Source organism: Tritonibacter scottomollicae (genome assembly GCF_003003215.1).
GTDB lineage: Bacteria > Pseudomonadota > Alphaproteobacteria > Rhodobacterales > Rhodobacteraceae > Epibacterium > Epibacterium scottomollicae.
This window is the reverse complement of record NZ_PVUF01000005.1, coordinates 1-14,373: the sequence shown is the minus strand read 5'-3', so window position 1 is coordinate 14,373 and position 14,373 is coordinate 1. Positions and strand designations below refer to the sequence as shown.

Genomic DNA, 14,373 nt, shown 5'->3' with positions numbered 1-14,373 from the left:
CCCTTGATAGAGCGCGCCTTGTGGTTTTGTTAGAGCTCAAACCTGCTCGAAAAAGGGACGAGAGCGTGCCCCGCCCCTTCGGTCAGGTGATCAGAAGTGAGCGGAGCGAGCGCCAGCCGGCTTTTCCAGCGGGGGAGCGAATTTGGTCAGGTCGATCCCTTTGATCGCTGCCTTATACTCCTCGATGCTGGGGGTCCGGCCAAGAATGGCGGACAGGACCACCACTGGTGTCGAGGCCAGCAGGGACTCGCCCTTCTTCTCGGCCGCATCCTCAACCACACGGCCCTGGAACAGGCGTGTGGAGGTCGCCAGAACGGTATCGCCCTTGGCGGCCTTTTCCTGATTGCCCATGCAGAGGTTACAGCCCGGACGCTCCAGATACAGGATGTTCTCGTACTCGGTCCGCGCCTCACCCTTGGGGAACAGATCATCGAACTCAAAACCCGAGTATTTCTGCAGGATCGCCCAGTCGCCCTCTTCCTTGAGCTCGTCGACGATATTGTAGGTTGGAGCCGCGACCACCAATGGCGCCTTGAACTCCACCTTGCCCTGGTCTTTCTCAAGGTTCTTGAGCATCTGGGCGACGATCTTCATATCGCCCTTGTGCACCATGCAGGAGCCGACAAAGCCGAGATCGACCTTTTTCTGCGCGCCGTAGTAAGACACCGGACGGATGGTGTCATGGGTGTAGCGCTTGGAGACATCCTCGTTGTTGACATCCGGGTCGGCGATCATCGGCTCGTCGATCACATCGAGATCAACCACAACCTCGGCAAAATACTTCGCGGTGTCATCGGGCGACAGCGCCGGTTTTTCACCGGATTTGATCTCCGCGATACGCTGATCGGCCTTGTCGATCAGACCCTGAAGCGTGCCGGCGGCGTTTTCCATGCCTTTGTCGATCATGATCTGAATGCGGCTCTTGGCGATCTCGAGCGATTCAATCAACGTATCGTCCTGCGAAATACAGATGGAGGCCTTCGCCTTCATCTCCGCGGTCCAGTCGGTGAAGGTAAAGGCCTGATCCGCCAGCAAGGTGCCGATGTGCACTTCGATGATCCGGCCCTGGAACACGTTGTCGCCGAATTGCTTCAGCATCTGGGCCTGCGTGGCATGCACGACATCACGGAAGTCCATGTGATCCTGCATGGTGCCGGTGAAGGTCACCTTGACCGTTTCAGGGATCGGCATGGTCGCCTCGCCGGTGGCCAGAGCCAGTGCCACGGTGCCGGAGTCGGCGCCAAAGGCCACGCCCTTGGACATGCGGGTATGGGAGTCGCCGCCGATGATGATCGCCCAGTCGTCCACGGTGATGTCGTTCAGCACCTTGTGGATCACGTCGGTCATCGCGTGATACTCACCTTTGGGATCACGCGCGGTGATCAGGCCGAAGGTGTTCATGAAGTTCATCAGGCGCGGAATGTTGGCCTGTGCCTTCTTGTCCCAGACCGAGGCGGTGTGACAGCCGGACTGATAGGCACCATCGACGGTGGGCGAGATCACGGTGGCCGCCATGGCCTCCAGTTCCTGCGAGGTCATCAGGCCGGTGGTGTCTTGCGAGCCGACGATATTGACCTTTACCCGCACGTCAGAGCCCGCATGCAGGGTCTTGCCCGGCGTGCTGCCCACCGCGTTGCGGTTGAAGATCTTCTCAACCGCAGTCAGGCCTTGGCCCTCATGGCTGACTTCCTTGGCCGGAGCAAAGACCAGCGGAACCTCGATGCCGAGGGTTTCGGCCGCAAATGTCTGCAGCTTCTTGCCAAAGACCACAGCATAAGAGCTGCCCGCTTTCATGAACTCGACCTTCTGCGGCGTGAACGCGGAGGAGACATCAACCAGTTCCTTGCCGTCTTCGTCCAAGAGCATCTTGGTCTTGGTGTCGATCTTCAGCACGGTGCCGGTCTCAACCGAGTATTTCTGCTCAAGCACCGGGTTGCCGTCATTGTTGAGGATCGCCTTGCCGTCGCTGTCGACCTTCTTGACCCAGTTCTTGAGGTCCAGACCAATGCCGCCGGTCACACCCACGGTGGTGAGGAAAATCGGCGAGATGCCATTGGTGCCTGCAACCACGGGGGCGTAGTTCACGAAGGGCACATAGGGGCTGGCCTGCTTGCCAGTCCAGAGCGCCACGTTGTTCACGCCCGACATCCGCGAGGAGCCGACGCCCATGGTGCCTTTCTCGGCGATCAGCATCACGCGCTTGTCGGGATGCTGCAACTTCAGCGCCTCGATTTCCTTTTGCGCGGCCTCGGAAATCATGCATTTACCGTGCAGTTCACGGTCCGAACGCGAGTGCGCCTGATTGCCAGGGGACAGAAGGTCCGTCGAAATATCGCCTTCGGCGGCGATGTAGGTCACGACCTTGATCTCGTCGTCGATGTCGGGGAGCTTGGTGAAGAACTCGGCCTTTGCGTAGCTTTGCAGCACGTCCTTGGCGACTGGATTGCCAGCCTTATGGGCTGCCTCCAGACGCTCCATGTCAGCCTCATAGAGGAAGACCTGGGTTTTCAGAACCTCTGCCGCATGCGCTGCCACATCGGCATCCTGCCCCAGTGCGAGATCCAAAAGAACCTCAACGGAGGGACCGCCCTTCATGTGCGACAGCAGCTCAAACGCGAATTCCGGCGTGATTTCCGCCACTTCAGCCTCGCCGAGGATAATCTCCTTCAGGAACGCCGCCTTCACGCCCGCCGCACTCGTGGTGCCTGGCAGCGTGTTGTAGATGAAGAACTTGAGCGAGTCTTCGCGGTGCGGGTTGCCGACCTCTTTGATCTGAGAAATCAGCTCTGCGACCAGCGCGCCATCGTCGATGGGCTTGGGGTGCAGCCCTTCGCTCTTACGCGTTTCGATCTCTTCTAGGTAGTCTGTGTACAAGCTCATGACGGTCCCGACGATTCAATGTAAGAAGAAGCTTGAAACGGGTTCGCAAACACTCTTGGCGAGCCGCGTCAAGCTTGCTGTATGCGGCAGTATACCAGTGGTGTTCACGTTGCAAGATGTTCCCGCCAGTCAAGGTGAAGCCTCTCACCATCAGCGCCAAGCGTAATAGGCTGTCGACATACTATCGGGTTCTGTGCCCGACAGATACAAAAATGCAGTGCGTCCGCTCTATGAGGCACCTGCTTGCTCATTACGTCAACGCAAGCGGCACCTCTCCCTGCAAGCAAGGGTCGGCCGCGATATACTCCGCCATAAAGTCGAGAAAGCAACGGGCCCGTGCGCTCAGCAGCCGTCCAGTTGGCCAGACGGCGTAGATGGCCCGGTTCTGTCCGCGCCACTCCGGCAGCACATGCATCAGCGCGCCAGACCGGATTTCCTCGATAATCTCGGACACGGGTATCAGCGTCATCCCCTGCCCTCGCGTGGCCAGCCGGGCCGCCAGCCCGATGTCGTCCACCGCGGTTGCTGCCGTCAATCGCAAGGTCGTGCGCGCATCGGTCTGCAGACAGGTCAGCTCCCACGAGGGCAGCACCTTCACACCGATAATGCGATGGTCCGCCAGATCCTGAGGCGCCATCGGCGTTCCTGCCTTGGCCAGATATTCAGGTGAGGCAGCAATGATGGTCCGCGCCGTGCCGAGGCGCTTTTGAAACAGCGCCGAATCCGGTTGCGGCCCGGCACGCAACGCGAGGTCCGCACCGATCTCAACAAGATCGACACGGGAATTGGACAGTCTTAGATCCAGTTGAATATCAGGATACCGCGCCACAAAATCCGCCCACATCGGCTCAAGCACATGAAGCGACATATTGGTCGGCGCGGCCACGGTCAGGCTCCCCGCCATTTTGCGCTGATCATCGTCCAGCCCCTGAAGGGTGCGCTCAATCTGGGCGATCTGCGCACCCAGCTCCTGATAGTAAACGCTGCCCTGAGGGGTCAGCGCAAAACTGCGCGCCGACCGATGGATGAGCTGCACACCAAGCGCGTCCTCCAGCCGACGCAGGCGACGGGTCACCGTCGCCGCCGGAATGTTCAGACGCACCCCAGCCGCCGCCAGGCCATTGGCCTGAACGATATGAACAAACAAGGCGACATCATCGAGCATGATTTCAAATCCGGAATTTAGACTTCTTCAATTGACAATATATTTCACTTTTGAACAATGCCAAACCTCACTCTGAAGAGACTTCAAACCCAAAAGGAGTGACGATATGAGCCGTTATTATGTAAGCGCCGGTCTTGAGCTGACCCCGGGAACCGATCCGCAAGCCGCAGCAACCATGCTGGCGGGCTTGGCTGAAACCACGCGCGATGAGCCCGGCTGCATCTTCTTCGAGGTGCGCCAGAATATCGAGGATCCGCAGCGCTTTACCCTGTGGGAATGCTGGACAGGCCCCGACGCGCTGGCGCGGCATTTTGAGTATGACCACACCAAGGCGGTGCTGGCCACCGGCATGACGCGGGTCTGCTACATCGAAAAGCTCACCGATGTCAGCGGCGATCCCGCGCCCACGCCCGCGTCCGGAGACTGAGCATGTTGCAGCGCATCCTGTTCGCAGCACTGATGTCGCTGGTGCTGTGCAGCCTGATGACCCTATGGGTCACGCTGATCAACCTCGGGTGGTCGTCCGATTTCCTTGGCAATTGGGCCCGGGCCTTTGCGTTGGCCTGGCCCGCTGCCGCAGGGATCGCCTTTGTGGCGGGACCTCCGATCCTGCGGCTGAGCCAACGGCTGGCCGGTGGGTGGCACTCCTGACGGGATTGGCTTCGCTCCGGGCGCGCCGGGTTTGGGCAGGATGTCACGCGCCTGCTCAAACCCCACGATCTAGGCCTTCTGTCACTCTCTATGCGCAGGCTCCGAGGACACTCCGTACCGGCGCATTTTGTCGTTGAGCGTGCGGCGTGGAAGCCCAAGTGTTTCAGCCGCGCGAAGGGTGTTGCCGGCATGCGCGTCCAGCACCGCCGCGATCTCACGCGCCTCAAATTCCGCTACACGATCCGCCAGTGTCAGCGGACCGGGTGACGCCCCGGCGCCCTGCGGTATCTCAAACAATCCAAGGGCATAGGCTTCGGCACAGGCCTTCAGCTCACGGATATTGCCGGGCCAGCCCAAACGCTTGAGCTTTTGCTGCGCCTGCCATGGCAATTCGGGGTCAGGACGCCCGTAGCGGCGGGCCGCAAGTTGGGCATAGTGCGAAAAGATCAGGGGAATATCCTCCCCCGCTTCGCGCAAGGTCGGCGCCGCAAGCTCGACCCCCGCCAGTCTGAAATAGAGATCAGAGCGGAACGCATCGAGCTGACGCAATGGCGTTTTCGTCGTCGCGATGACACGGATATTGAGCGGTCGTGGCGTGGTGTCACCGATGCGTTCAACCATACGCTCCTGCAGGACACGCAGCAGTTTTGCCTGAATGGCCGGCGACATGGTTTCGACCTCATCCAGCATCAGCGTGCCGCCGTCAGCGGCTTCCAATTTGCCCGCTCGACCATTCACATCATGGGCGAAGGCCCCTTCGCTATGTCCAAACAGGATGGTTTCGGCCATCGCGTCCGGAACGGCCGCACAGTTCATCGCGATGAACGGCTGCTCTGCACGCGCACTGCCCGCATGGATCGCGCGCGCGGCCAGCTCCTTGCCGGTCCCGGTGTCGCCCGTGATGACCACGTCCAGATCGACCGAGGCCAGCGCTGCGATGCGATCGCGAAAGCTGGCCATCGCGCGTGATTTTCCCAGAATACTGACCCGATCCCGTTCAGCCAGGACCTGCTGAAGACGCACCACCTCGTTGCGGGCGGCCTGAGCATTCAGCGTGCGTTGAATGACGGAGAGCAAATGTGCGGAATCATAGGGTTTTTCCAGAAAATCCTCAGCACCTGCGCGGATCGCCTCGACCGCATGTGCGACATCGCCGTGACCCGTCAACAGAATGACCGGGACGGACAAGGTCTGTTCGCGCAGCGCCTTGAGCAACCCCATCCCGTCCATGCCCGGCATGCGCAGATCGCTGATCACCATATCAGGCGGATCCGTCAAGGCGGCCAGGACCGCCTCTGCAGCCTCGAACCCATGGACCTCATAGCCCGCAGTTGCCACCAAATCGCACAGCGCCGACAGATGATCTGCATCATCGTCCACAATGTGAATGCAGGCTGTCATCGTGTCTCTTCCTTCTTCTCGCCAATCGGCAGGGCGATGGTGACCCGCGTGCCTTGCTCTGGCGCTGACCAGATATCCAGTGTTCCGCGAAAATCAGTCAGGATCGCCTTGCAGATCGCAAGGCCAAGTCCCAGACCCTCGCCTGTCAGCTTGGTCGAGAAGAACGGATCCGTCACCCGCGGCAGGTCCTGTTCCGAAATCCCGACCCCAGTGTCGCAGACCTCTATGAGGGCCTGATCACCTTCGGTCGTCAGCGTTACGGTCACCGACGAGTCCGGTTTGGCCTCGATGGCATCAAGCGCGTTCAACAGCAGGTTTGCGATCACCTGTTCGACCCGGACGGCCCCCGCCATCACAGGCACTTTGCCCTCCGGCACCTGAATATCGGGCGTGACACCAACCACCTTGGCCCGGGGCAGCACCAGATCAAGCGCTGATTTCAACGGCGTGCGCAGATCTATCAGGCTGAGTTCGGCGTTTTCTTTCCGGGCGAAGCTCTTGAGGTGTTTGGTGGTGCGTTGCATCCGACGGATCATGTCGCGCGCCTTGCCGATCCGGGTGACCGTCGCAGCATCCGGGGGCTTCATGCCCATTTCGGCTGCCGACAATGTTGCCTCCATCGCGGCAAGGGGCTGGCTGATCTCGTGGACGATCGCGGCTGACATGCGGCCCATGGCGGCCATTTTCTCCGCATGGATCAGCGCCTCTTGGGTGGCGCGCAGGTCAGCTTCGGCCTGTCTGCGTGCATCGACCTCACGGGCAAGATCCGCAGTGCGCGCAACAACCATGGCTTCCATCTTTTCCGATTGCGACAGGCGCAAGGCGGTGATCTGGCGACGTTGTTCAAGCGCCTTGACGGTTGCCGCAACCGCAAGCGCCGCCAGCGCGGCCAGCACTGCCCACCCGAAGGCCATCAACTGCAGCGCCCCCAAGGGACGGATCGCGACCACCTGCCCGCCGGTTGCCGGAACCGCTCCGATCCGCGCGATCCAGTTCCGGCCCCGCGCATCACCGCCGACCGGCGGCTCCGTCAACAAAGGCGCGGTTTCGCCCAGCCCGACCCCTTCGTAGGCGCGCGTAGTAACAAGCTGCGCCAGAGCATCGGGCGTCAGGTTCACAAGCGGGCGATATTGCCAATCCGGGCGTGCAGACAGGAATACAACGCCATGCTCATCCGCAAGGGCGATGTCCGCCTCTGCCGCGCGCCATGTGTCCTGAAGGATCGAAAGATCCTGTTTCACCGCCACGACGCCCTCGGCACCGCCGACCTCGACCCGCGCGGCGAGGAAATACCCCGGAATGCCGGTCGTGACACCAATGGCGTAGAATTGCCCCTGGCCCTCTGTGATGGCGTCCTGAAAATAGGGGCGGAAGGCATAATTTTGCCCGATGTAGCTGCCGTCCGTGTTCCAGTTCGACGCCGCAATCGTGTCGCCTTCGGCGTTGATAAGAAACAGTTCCTCCGCCCCGACATGCGCCGCGACCGCCTCAAGATAGGTATTGGCGTCCTGCAAAGGCCCATCGCCCGCAAGCGCGTCGCGGATGCGGGCGTCTTCACCAACGACAGCAGGCAGAGCGCGCAAACGCTCCACCTCTGCCTCCACCGCGCGGGTGGTCAGTAACAGCGTTTGATCCAGCTCCCGCCGCGCCGTGTTCACCGCGAGGGTTTGCGCAATGAACCAGACCAGCAGGGCCGACAGCCCCGCCAGCATCAGAGGGCGCGCCATCTTCATGACCTGAAGCCTGTCATGAAGATGGCGTTTGCGCGGGCGACGTCATCACGGGGCTTCATACCATCACGGATGGCTGAGATCAGACTGGCCGACGGACCCATCCTGTCCAGTCTCCCGATCCCGGCGCGACTGCATCCAGTTCAGCGCCAGCAGTGCCACAACAAGAGCCGCACCGGCGATTTCAACCATCAGCTCAGGCCAGAACAAGGCGACAATGCCGGGCATCAGCAGCACCCGCATCCAAAGCTGCATTGGCCGCCACAAGAAGGCCTCGAGCACCGCGGCAAATGCCACCAGCCCGAGTATGGCAATTGCCCCGCTCCACAGCACCAGCGGCAGCGGGCCACCGATGATGATTTCCTCGTTGAACACCATGAACAGCGGGATCAGATACAGCCCTTTGGCGTATTTCCACGCCTGAACGCTGGTTTCCATGGGCTTTGACCCCGCGATGGCGGCCCCAGCGAACCCGGCCAAAGCCACAGGCGGCGTCACGTTGCTGTCCTGCGAATACCAGAAGACCACCAGGTGCGCGATCAGAACCGGCACCCCGAACTCCTCGGTCAGGGCCGGGCCAACAAGGATGATAAGCACGATATAGGCGGCGGTCACCGGAAGCCCCATCCCCAGGATGAGCGATGCAATGATCACCAGGATCAGCGCGAGCAACAGGTTGCCGCCGGAAAACGCGATCATCATGGCCGAGAATTTCAGGCCCAAGCCGGTCAAACCAACGACACCCACAATGATTCCGGCCACGGCGCAGGCCATCGACACCGCAACCGCGTTGCGTGCGCCAAGTTCCAACGCCTCCAGCGTCAGCTCTATGCCTTTGCGACACATGGCAACGAACCGCGCCATGCTGGGCCCCGAGGCTGCGAAATTCCAAAGGGCCCGCGCCGCTGCTGCCGCCATGATCGACAGAATGGCATAAAAGCCCACACGCATGGGCGAATATCCAGCCACCAGCAGCGCCACCAAGGCCACAAGCGGCAGCAGGAAATGCCAGCCTTCGGCCAGAACCTTGCGCGTGCGCGGCAGATCAGTGGCGCTCAGCCCCGTCATGCCCTGCTTGATGGCCGCAATATGCACCAGCAGGTACACCACGCCGAAATAGAGCACTGCCGGGAAAATCGACACCAGCACGATGTCCACGTAAGGCACCCGCGTGAACTCCGACATCAAGAACGCGCCCGCCCCCATCAAGGGTGGCATGATCTGGCCGCCGGTCGATGCCGCGGCCTCGATGCCGCCGGCCTGTGCGGGCCGATAGCCCAGCTTTTTCATCAGCGGAATGGTGAACGCGCCCGTGGTGACCACATTGGCGATGGCCGATCCGCTGATCGACCCCATGCCGGCGCTTGCGATAACTGCAGCCTTGGCCGGACCGCCACGCTGTCGCCCTGTCGCAGCATAGGCGAGATCAATGAAGAACTTGCCAGCACCTGTGACCTCAAGAAAGGCCCCGAACAGCACAAAAACAAAGACAAAAGTCGCCGCAACACCAAGCGGGATGCCAAAGATCCCCTCGGCACCCAATGTCATCTGACTGGCAACCCGTTCCAGCGGGTAGCCGCGGTGGTTCAGAATGCCGGGCATCCAGTCTGACAGGAACGGCAACTCCCCGCGGGAGCCCGCAAAGGCATAGGCCAGAAAGAAGGCCCCGATGATCGTCATGCCAAGTCCGACGGAACGGCGTGCCCCCTCCAGCACGACAAAGAGGGTCAGGACCCCCATCCAGACATCAATCTGGCGCGGAAAGATCTGGTTGGCGATGATATCGATATTCATGGGCACCCAGGCCCCGACGGCGATACCACACAGGATCAGCGGCCCGTCGATCGCCCAGCCCAACAGACCGCGCGGTTGATCCCGGCCGAAGACCGGGTAGATCAGGAAACAGAGCACCAGAATAAAGCCCAGGTGGATGGGCCGCTGGAAAAACAGGCCCAGTGGCTGCACCCCCGCCGCATACAGTTGGAACAGTGAAAGCGCGATCCCGATCACGGCAATCGCCCGCAACAGAAGGCGCGGTTGCGGTGGTGGAACAGGGGTGATGTCGGTGTCTGTTGTCATCAGTCAGTCTTCCCTCTCAGGGTAATCCGCACCCGCTCGCGCGGTGCCACAGCAGACAGGGAAACGACCTTGTCGCCCACCTGCAGCCGGTGATCGACCGGCCCCGCCCCCGGGCGCAACACATAGGTGTTGCCGGGCACCGGCTCGTCGATATCGAGTATGAAATAGCCACCCTGCCCGTCCGACACCTGTCGTCCGCGCCCGGGAATATGATCCAGCCCCGCCGCGAAGTCCGGCAGATGTGACCATACGAGGACCATCTGGCCCGCGCGGTTCTCGTAGCAATCCGAGACTTCGAACCCTTTGACCGAGTGATGCCACTTTACGCACCACTCACTGCCCTCGGGCACCGAGAACCGGGCGATCTGCTCGTCATTGGGCCGCGTGGCAACAAGCACGTCGGCGGACGCAGGCGCCGCGACGCACAGGAGGAGGGCCAGAAGCCCTCCTCCACCTAGTCTGCCGGTCACGGACGCAGGCGGTCCGGAACTTCGGCGCCGATTTCCTCGAAGTAGCGGATCGCGCCGGGGTGCAGCGGAACCGGTGTCGCATCGAGCGTGAACTCAACGGTGGTCTGCTTCGCTGCCGGGTGCACAGCCTGCAACTCTTTGATGTTGCCGAACATCGCGCTCGTCACCGCATAGACCAGATCATCCGGAGTTTCGGACGATACGGTCAGCACGTTGGGAATGCCCAGCACGGTGAGGTCTTCGTCCACACCGGTATAGGTGCCGCCAACCAGCGTGGTCTTGGCAAATGTCGCATTTGCGTCAAGTGAAGCGGCCAGCTCGTCCTCGGTCAGGGCGATCAATACGATGTCCTGCGTGGTGGAGAGGTTCAGGATCGACGAGGTCGGCGCACCGACGGACAGGAAGCCCGCATCGATATCGCCATTGGCCAGCGCGTCGGCTGTTTCGTTGAAGTTCAGACGCTGCTCTTCGATGTCGTCATAGGTGATGCCGTTGGCTTCGAGGATAGCGGAAGTGTTAACCTCGGTGCCGGAGCCCGGCGCACCAATGGACACGCGTTTGCCACGCAGATCTTCCAGCGCGGTGATGCCGCTGCCTTCGAGTGCTACGATATGCACCATATTCGCATAGAGCGAGGCCACGCCACGGACCATCGACAGCTGCTGGCCATCAAAACGACCTGTGCCGCTGTGCGCCTGCGCCACGGTGTCCGCCAGACCGATTGCGAAATCCGCATCACCGGTTGCGATCAGGCCCATATTCTCGACCGACGCGCCTGTGACCTCGGCGGTGGCGGAGTAGCCGTCGACATGGCCGTTGATGATCTCGGCCAGACCACCGCCCATGGGGTAGTAGACGCCGCCGGTGCCGCCGGTGGCGATCGAGAGCTGCTCTTGCGCAAGGGCCGGTGTGCCCAGGCTCAATGCGACCAGCGCAGCCGATCCGATCAGGCCCTTGGGCCCGCGAAGAAGTGTAGTAAACATGCTGTCCTCCCAAGACAGGAAAATTTTAAGTTCGTCCCGCGTTCCTCCCGCGATGTGCTCAAACTTTCAGAATAGCGAATGAATGTGCACTGCTTTTTGCCGCGGCAGACGACTTCCTTGGCAATCACTCGCCATGGCGCGCGCAGAATTCTGCCATACCGCGTACCGTGCGTCTACTCAAGCGCACCACTCGGACTTGCACGGCAGAGCCACGTAAAACCAAAAATAAATTGACGTGAAAAACGTAAAAAGAAGTCATTTTTCGACAGCACGCCAGGTCAACACCAATTGCCAGAAGAGGTAGTTTTAAAATATTGAAATACATTAATTTGGAATGTTTTTCGCTTAATACCTCCAAGCGCCAAATGAAACCCCTCGAAACAAAAAGAAAATATTCATCTTTTCGAGGGAGTTTCCCTAAGCGCTCCGTTTTTTTGTTTGACGATCTGGTTGCCGTGTTTTTGTTCAAGGGAGATGTTTAATGAAACTCCGACTTCGTCTGCTGATGATCCTTGTGATCGCACCGCTTTCTGCCTTCGCGGCATATATGCTGTACGATGACGTCAAAGGCCTTGACGCCATAGCGACCGAAGCCAGGTCCACGACGGCCCAAATCGGTCACGGCGTCGCGTTGAGCCAGTTGATCCACAACCTTCAAAAGGAGCGCGGCTACTCCGCTGGCTTCCTCAGTTCAAAGGGCAGCCGGTTCCAAGCTGAGCTGACGGCGCAACGGGACGAGACCAACGCGAGTATCGCGGCAGTCGGAGATCGTGCGCAACACCTTGTAGAAACCCAGCCACGTACTTACGAGGCATTCTCGGAGCGACTCGCCGCTCTTGAGGGCACACGAAACACTGTCGACACGCTGGGCCTCCCCCCTGTTGAAATGGCGAAAGTCTACACGGCGTTGATTGAAGTTACGCTCGACCTGTCTCGCCCGGCGATCGGTGAACATACCGAAACCACGATTGTCAAACTTCTCGAGGTGAAGAACCTGATAGCTGGTGCCAAGGAAAGCGCTGGCCTGGAGCGTGCAATGGGCGCATCCGGTCTGTCCGCTGGCTTCGATTTCGACATTTACGAAAAGTATGTGTCGCGGCACGCGGTGCAAATTGCGTACCTTCGAGAAGCCAACCTCCTTCTCGATGCGGAGGATTGGTACACAGGTCTTTCAGAGATGGCTCCGTACCAGCGCATTCAATCCGCCCGAGAGACTGTTGCCAGTGGGATGGAAACCGGTGATTTCTCCCTGAAGCCGAGCGAGTGGTTCAACATATCGACATCTTGGATCGATCTTCTGCGAGATGAAGAAATCGAAATGGGGCAACGCGCCTACGATCTGTCCGCACAGGTCGCCGCAAAAGCTGAGCGGAAATATCTTCTCCACTTAGTCGCAGGGATTGCGGTCGGATTGGGAGTTCTGGTTTTTTCCCTGATCGCTTTTGAAGGAATGATCCGACGCATCAAGTATCTTGCGAGCGTGGTCAATGGATTTGCAAGCGGTGAGTATGACGTCTTCATTAAGGATATCGAAGGTAAAGACGAACTGAGTCGCCTCGCCCATGCAATTTACAAGTTCAAGCAAGAAACCATGTCCATGCGACGCCACGCACTCGACTTGGAAGCAGAGCAACTTGCACGAAAAGAAGAGCAGGATTTCGTGGTTGCAGAGCTGAAGGACGGTCTCTCGCGTCTTTCAAAGGGCGAGCTGACCGTTTCTTTCGACCAGAGCTTTCCAAGCGAATACGAAAGCTTGCGGATTGATTTCAATGCTGCCAGTGCGCGCCTGAATGACGCGTTGTCTGAAATCATGCAGACATCAAAGCGCATTCATCAGAGCTCCGACGACATTCGGTCTGGATCTGATGACTTGTCGCGACGCACCGAAGGCCAGGCAGCCACTCTCGAAGAAACTGCAGCGGCGCTGGAACAGTTGACCGCAAGTGTTCGCTCTGCAGCTGACGGAGCGAGAACAGCCGAGGAAACCACATCTGATGCTCAGATCGAAGCAACGGAAAATGGGACCGTCGTGAAGCAGGCCGTCGCCGCCATGGCGTCAATCGAACAGTCTTCCCACCAGATTTCACAGATCATCGGCGTGATTGACGATATTGCTTTCCAAACCAACCTCCTGGCTCTCAACGCAGGTGTCGAGGCCGCACGCGCCGGAGAAGCAGGCCGCGGGTTTGCGGTCGTGGCATCGGAGGTTCGGTCGTTGGCGCTGCGCTCGGCTGAAGCGGCCAAGGAAATCAAGACGCACATCCAAGAGAGTTCCTCTCATGTTGAGGCGGGTGTCGGCCTGGTAAATCAATCCGGTACGGCTCTGGAATCCATCCTCTCGCGCGTCGAGAACATTTCACAGTTGGTCAAGGACATTGCGGAAAGTGCGCAAGAGCAAGCGATCGGTCTTGCCGAAATCAATACCGGCGTTTCCCACTTGGACGCCGCGACACAGGAAAACGCTGCCATGGTCCAACAGTCCAATTCCACCAGCCACACCCTCAGTACGGATGCCTCTCACCTTGAGGAAATGATCGCACGGTTTGAATTGCGCTCCAGTCACACTCAGTCCCCCATGAGTGAGGTTGCATAGACGTCAACGCTGTCGTGTCGAAACATCGATCGCACAGCAGGCGGCCCCTCTGCGCTTCGCGACCCGCAAAGCGAGGCGTAGTTTTGGCCTGACCGGTCGAGCAGAGCTGAGACGTGAAGCTTCCCCCTATTCAGCAATGGCTGCGGGTGGCCCTTACTGCGTCCGAAGCCCCTGCTCCTCCCCCACTGAAGTGGTCCTCCGCTATGGTTAGGAAAACGGAGGAAGACCATGGCGAACAAGCGACCCAAGCCCGAGGAGATTGTCACGAAGTTACGGCAGGTCGAGGTTCTGACGGGGCAAGGCATGCCGCGTCTGGATGCGATCCAGCAGATTGGTGTGACTGAACAGACGTTCTACCGCTGGAAGAAGAAGTACGGTGGGATGGGCACAGACCAATTGAAGGAACTGAAGCGGCTGCAGA

11 protein-coding genes are annotated in these 14,373 nt (G+C 59.8%); 4 read left to right on the top strand and 7 right to left on the bottom strand.

Annotation, left to right across the window (positions count from 1 at the left end; genetic code table 11):
* Positions 1-90: 90 nt before the first annotated feature.
* Positions 91-2,880 carry a bifunctional aconitate hydratase 2/2-methylisocitrate dehydratase gene (locus CLV89_RS09835; protein ID WP_106163498.1) on the bottom strand — a complete coding sequence of 930 codons (2,790 nt, stop codon included), beginning with the start codon at positions 2,878-2,880 and terminating at the stop codon, positions 91-93.
* Between the two features lie 250 nt (positions 2,881-3,130).
* The gene (locus tag CLV89_RS09830) at positions 3,131-4,045 is read right to left on the bottom strand and encodes a LysR family transcriptional regulator (protein ID WP_106163497.1); all 915 of its coding nucleotides are present in this window, start codon (positions 4,043-4,045) and stop codon (positions 3,131-3,133) included.
* A gap of 106 nt (positions 4,046-4,151) precedes the next feature.
* Here CLV89_RS09830 and CLV89_RS09825 point away from each other — a divergent pair, with 106 nt between their 5' ends.
* Both CLV89_RS09825 and CLV89_RS09820 read left to right on the top strand, forming a co-directional pair.
* Complete coding sequence (locus CLV89_RS09825; protein WP_106163496.1) at positions 4,152-4,472, top strand: putative quinol monooxygenase; 321 nt, start codon at positions 4,152-4,154, stop codon at positions 4,470-4,472.
* Positions 4,473-4,474: 2 nt separating this feature from the next.
* Positions 4,475-4,696, top strand: coding sequence for a DUF2798 domain-containing protein (locus CLV89_RS09820; RefSeq protein ID WP_106163495.1), 222 nt, complete (start codon positions 4,475-4,477; stop codon positions 4,694-4,696).
* An 81-nt stretch (positions 4,697-4,777) separates the two neighbouring features.
* Here CLV89_RS09820 and CLV89_RS09815 read toward each other — a convergent pair whose 3' ends face one another.
* The 5 genes from CLV89_RS09815 to CLV89_RS09795 form a co-directional block, all read right to left on the bottom strand.
* Positions 4,778-6,097, bottom strand: coding sequence for a sigma-54-dependent transcriptional regulator (locus tag CLV89_RS09815; protein WP_106163494.1), 1,320 nt, complete (start codon positions 6,095-6,097; stop codon positions 4,778-4,780).
* Positions 6,094-7,824: a sensor histidine kinase gene (locus CLV89_RS09810; protein WP_165798115.1), complete on the bottom strand. Its 1,731-nt coding sequence runs from the start codon at positions 7,822-7,824 to the stop codon at positions 6,094-6,096. Before CLV89_RS09810 ends, CLV89_RS09815 begins: the two co-directional genes overlap by 4 nt.
* Before the next feature lie 69 nt (positions 7,825-7,893).
* A complete protein-coding gene (locus CLV89_RS09805; protein ID WP_106163492.1) occupies positions 7,894-9,906 on the bottom strand; it encodes a TRAP transporter permease in 2,013 nt (670 codons plus the stop codon).
* Entirely contained in the window at positions 9,906-10,376 is a 471-nt protein-coding gene (locus tag CLV89_RS09800; RefSeq protein WP_106163491.1) for a DUF1850 domain-containing protein, read from the bottom strand. Before CLV89_RS09800 ends, CLV89_RS09805 begins: the two co-directional genes overlap by 1 nt.
* Complete coding sequence (locus CLV89_RS09795; RefSeq protein WP_106163490.1) at positions 10,373-11,359, bottom strand: TAXI family TRAP transporter solute-binding subunit; 987 nt, start codon at positions 11,357-11,359, stop codon at positions 10,373-10,375. Before CLV89_RS09795 ends, CLV89_RS09800 begins: the two co-directional genes overlap by 4 nt.
* Before the next feature lie 481 nt (positions 11,360-11,840).
* Between CLV89_RS09795 and CLV89_RS09790 the strand changes: the two genes are divergently transcribed.
* Positions 11,841-13,952 carry a methyl-accepting chemotaxis protein gene (locus tag CLV89_RS09790; protein WP_106163489.1) on the top strand — a complete coding sequence of 704 codons (2,112 nt, stop codon included), beginning with the start codon at positions 11,841-11,843 and terminating at the stop codon, positions 13,950-13,952.
* Between the two features lie 228 nt (positions 13,953-14,180).
* Positions 14,181-14,373: transposase (locus CLV89_RS09785; RefSeq protein ID WP_165798114.1), on the top strand; the 193-nt coding region annotated here is incomplete at its 3' end.

Excerpts from the sequence above, each read along its gene's own strand:
- CLV89_RS09835 (WP_106163498.1), bottom strand. The coding sequence starts at position 2,880 with ATGAGCTTGTACACAGACTACCTAGAAGAGATCGAAACGCGTAAGAGC.
- CLV89_RS09830 (WP_106163497.1), bottom strand. The coding sequence starts at position 4,045 with ATGCTCGATGATGTCGCCTTGTTTGTTCATATCGTTCAGGCCAATGGC.
- CLV89_RS09825 (WP_106163496.1), top strand. The coding sequence starts at position 4,152 with ATGAGCCGTTATTATGTAAGCGCCGGTCTTGAGCTGACCCCGGGAACC.
- CLV89_RS09820 (WP_106163495.1), top strand. The coding sequence starts at position 4,475 with ATGTTGCAGCGCATCCTGTTCGCAGCACTGATGTCGCTGGTGCTGTGC.
- CLV89_RS09815 (WP_106163494.1), bottom strand. The coding sequence starts at position 6,097 with ATGACAGCCTGCATTCACATTGTGGACGATGATGCAGATCATCTGTCG.
- CLV89_RS09810 (WP_165798115.1), bottom strand. The coding sequence starts at position 7,824 with ATGGCGCGCCCTCTGATGCTGGCGGGGCTGTCGGCCCTGCTGGTCTGG.
- CLV89_RS09805 (WP_106163492.1), bottom strand. The coding sequence starts at position 9,906 with ATGACAACAGACACCGACATCACCCCTGTTCCACCACCGCAACCGCGC.
- CLV89_RS09795 (WP_106163490.1), bottom strand. The coding sequence starts at position 11,359 with ATGTTTACTACACTTCTTCGCGGGCCCAAGGGCCTGATCGGATCGGCT.
- CLV89_RS09790 (WP_106163489.1), top strand. The coding sequence starts at position 11,841 with ATGAAACTCCGACTTCGTCTGCTGATGATCCTTGTGATCGCACCGCTT.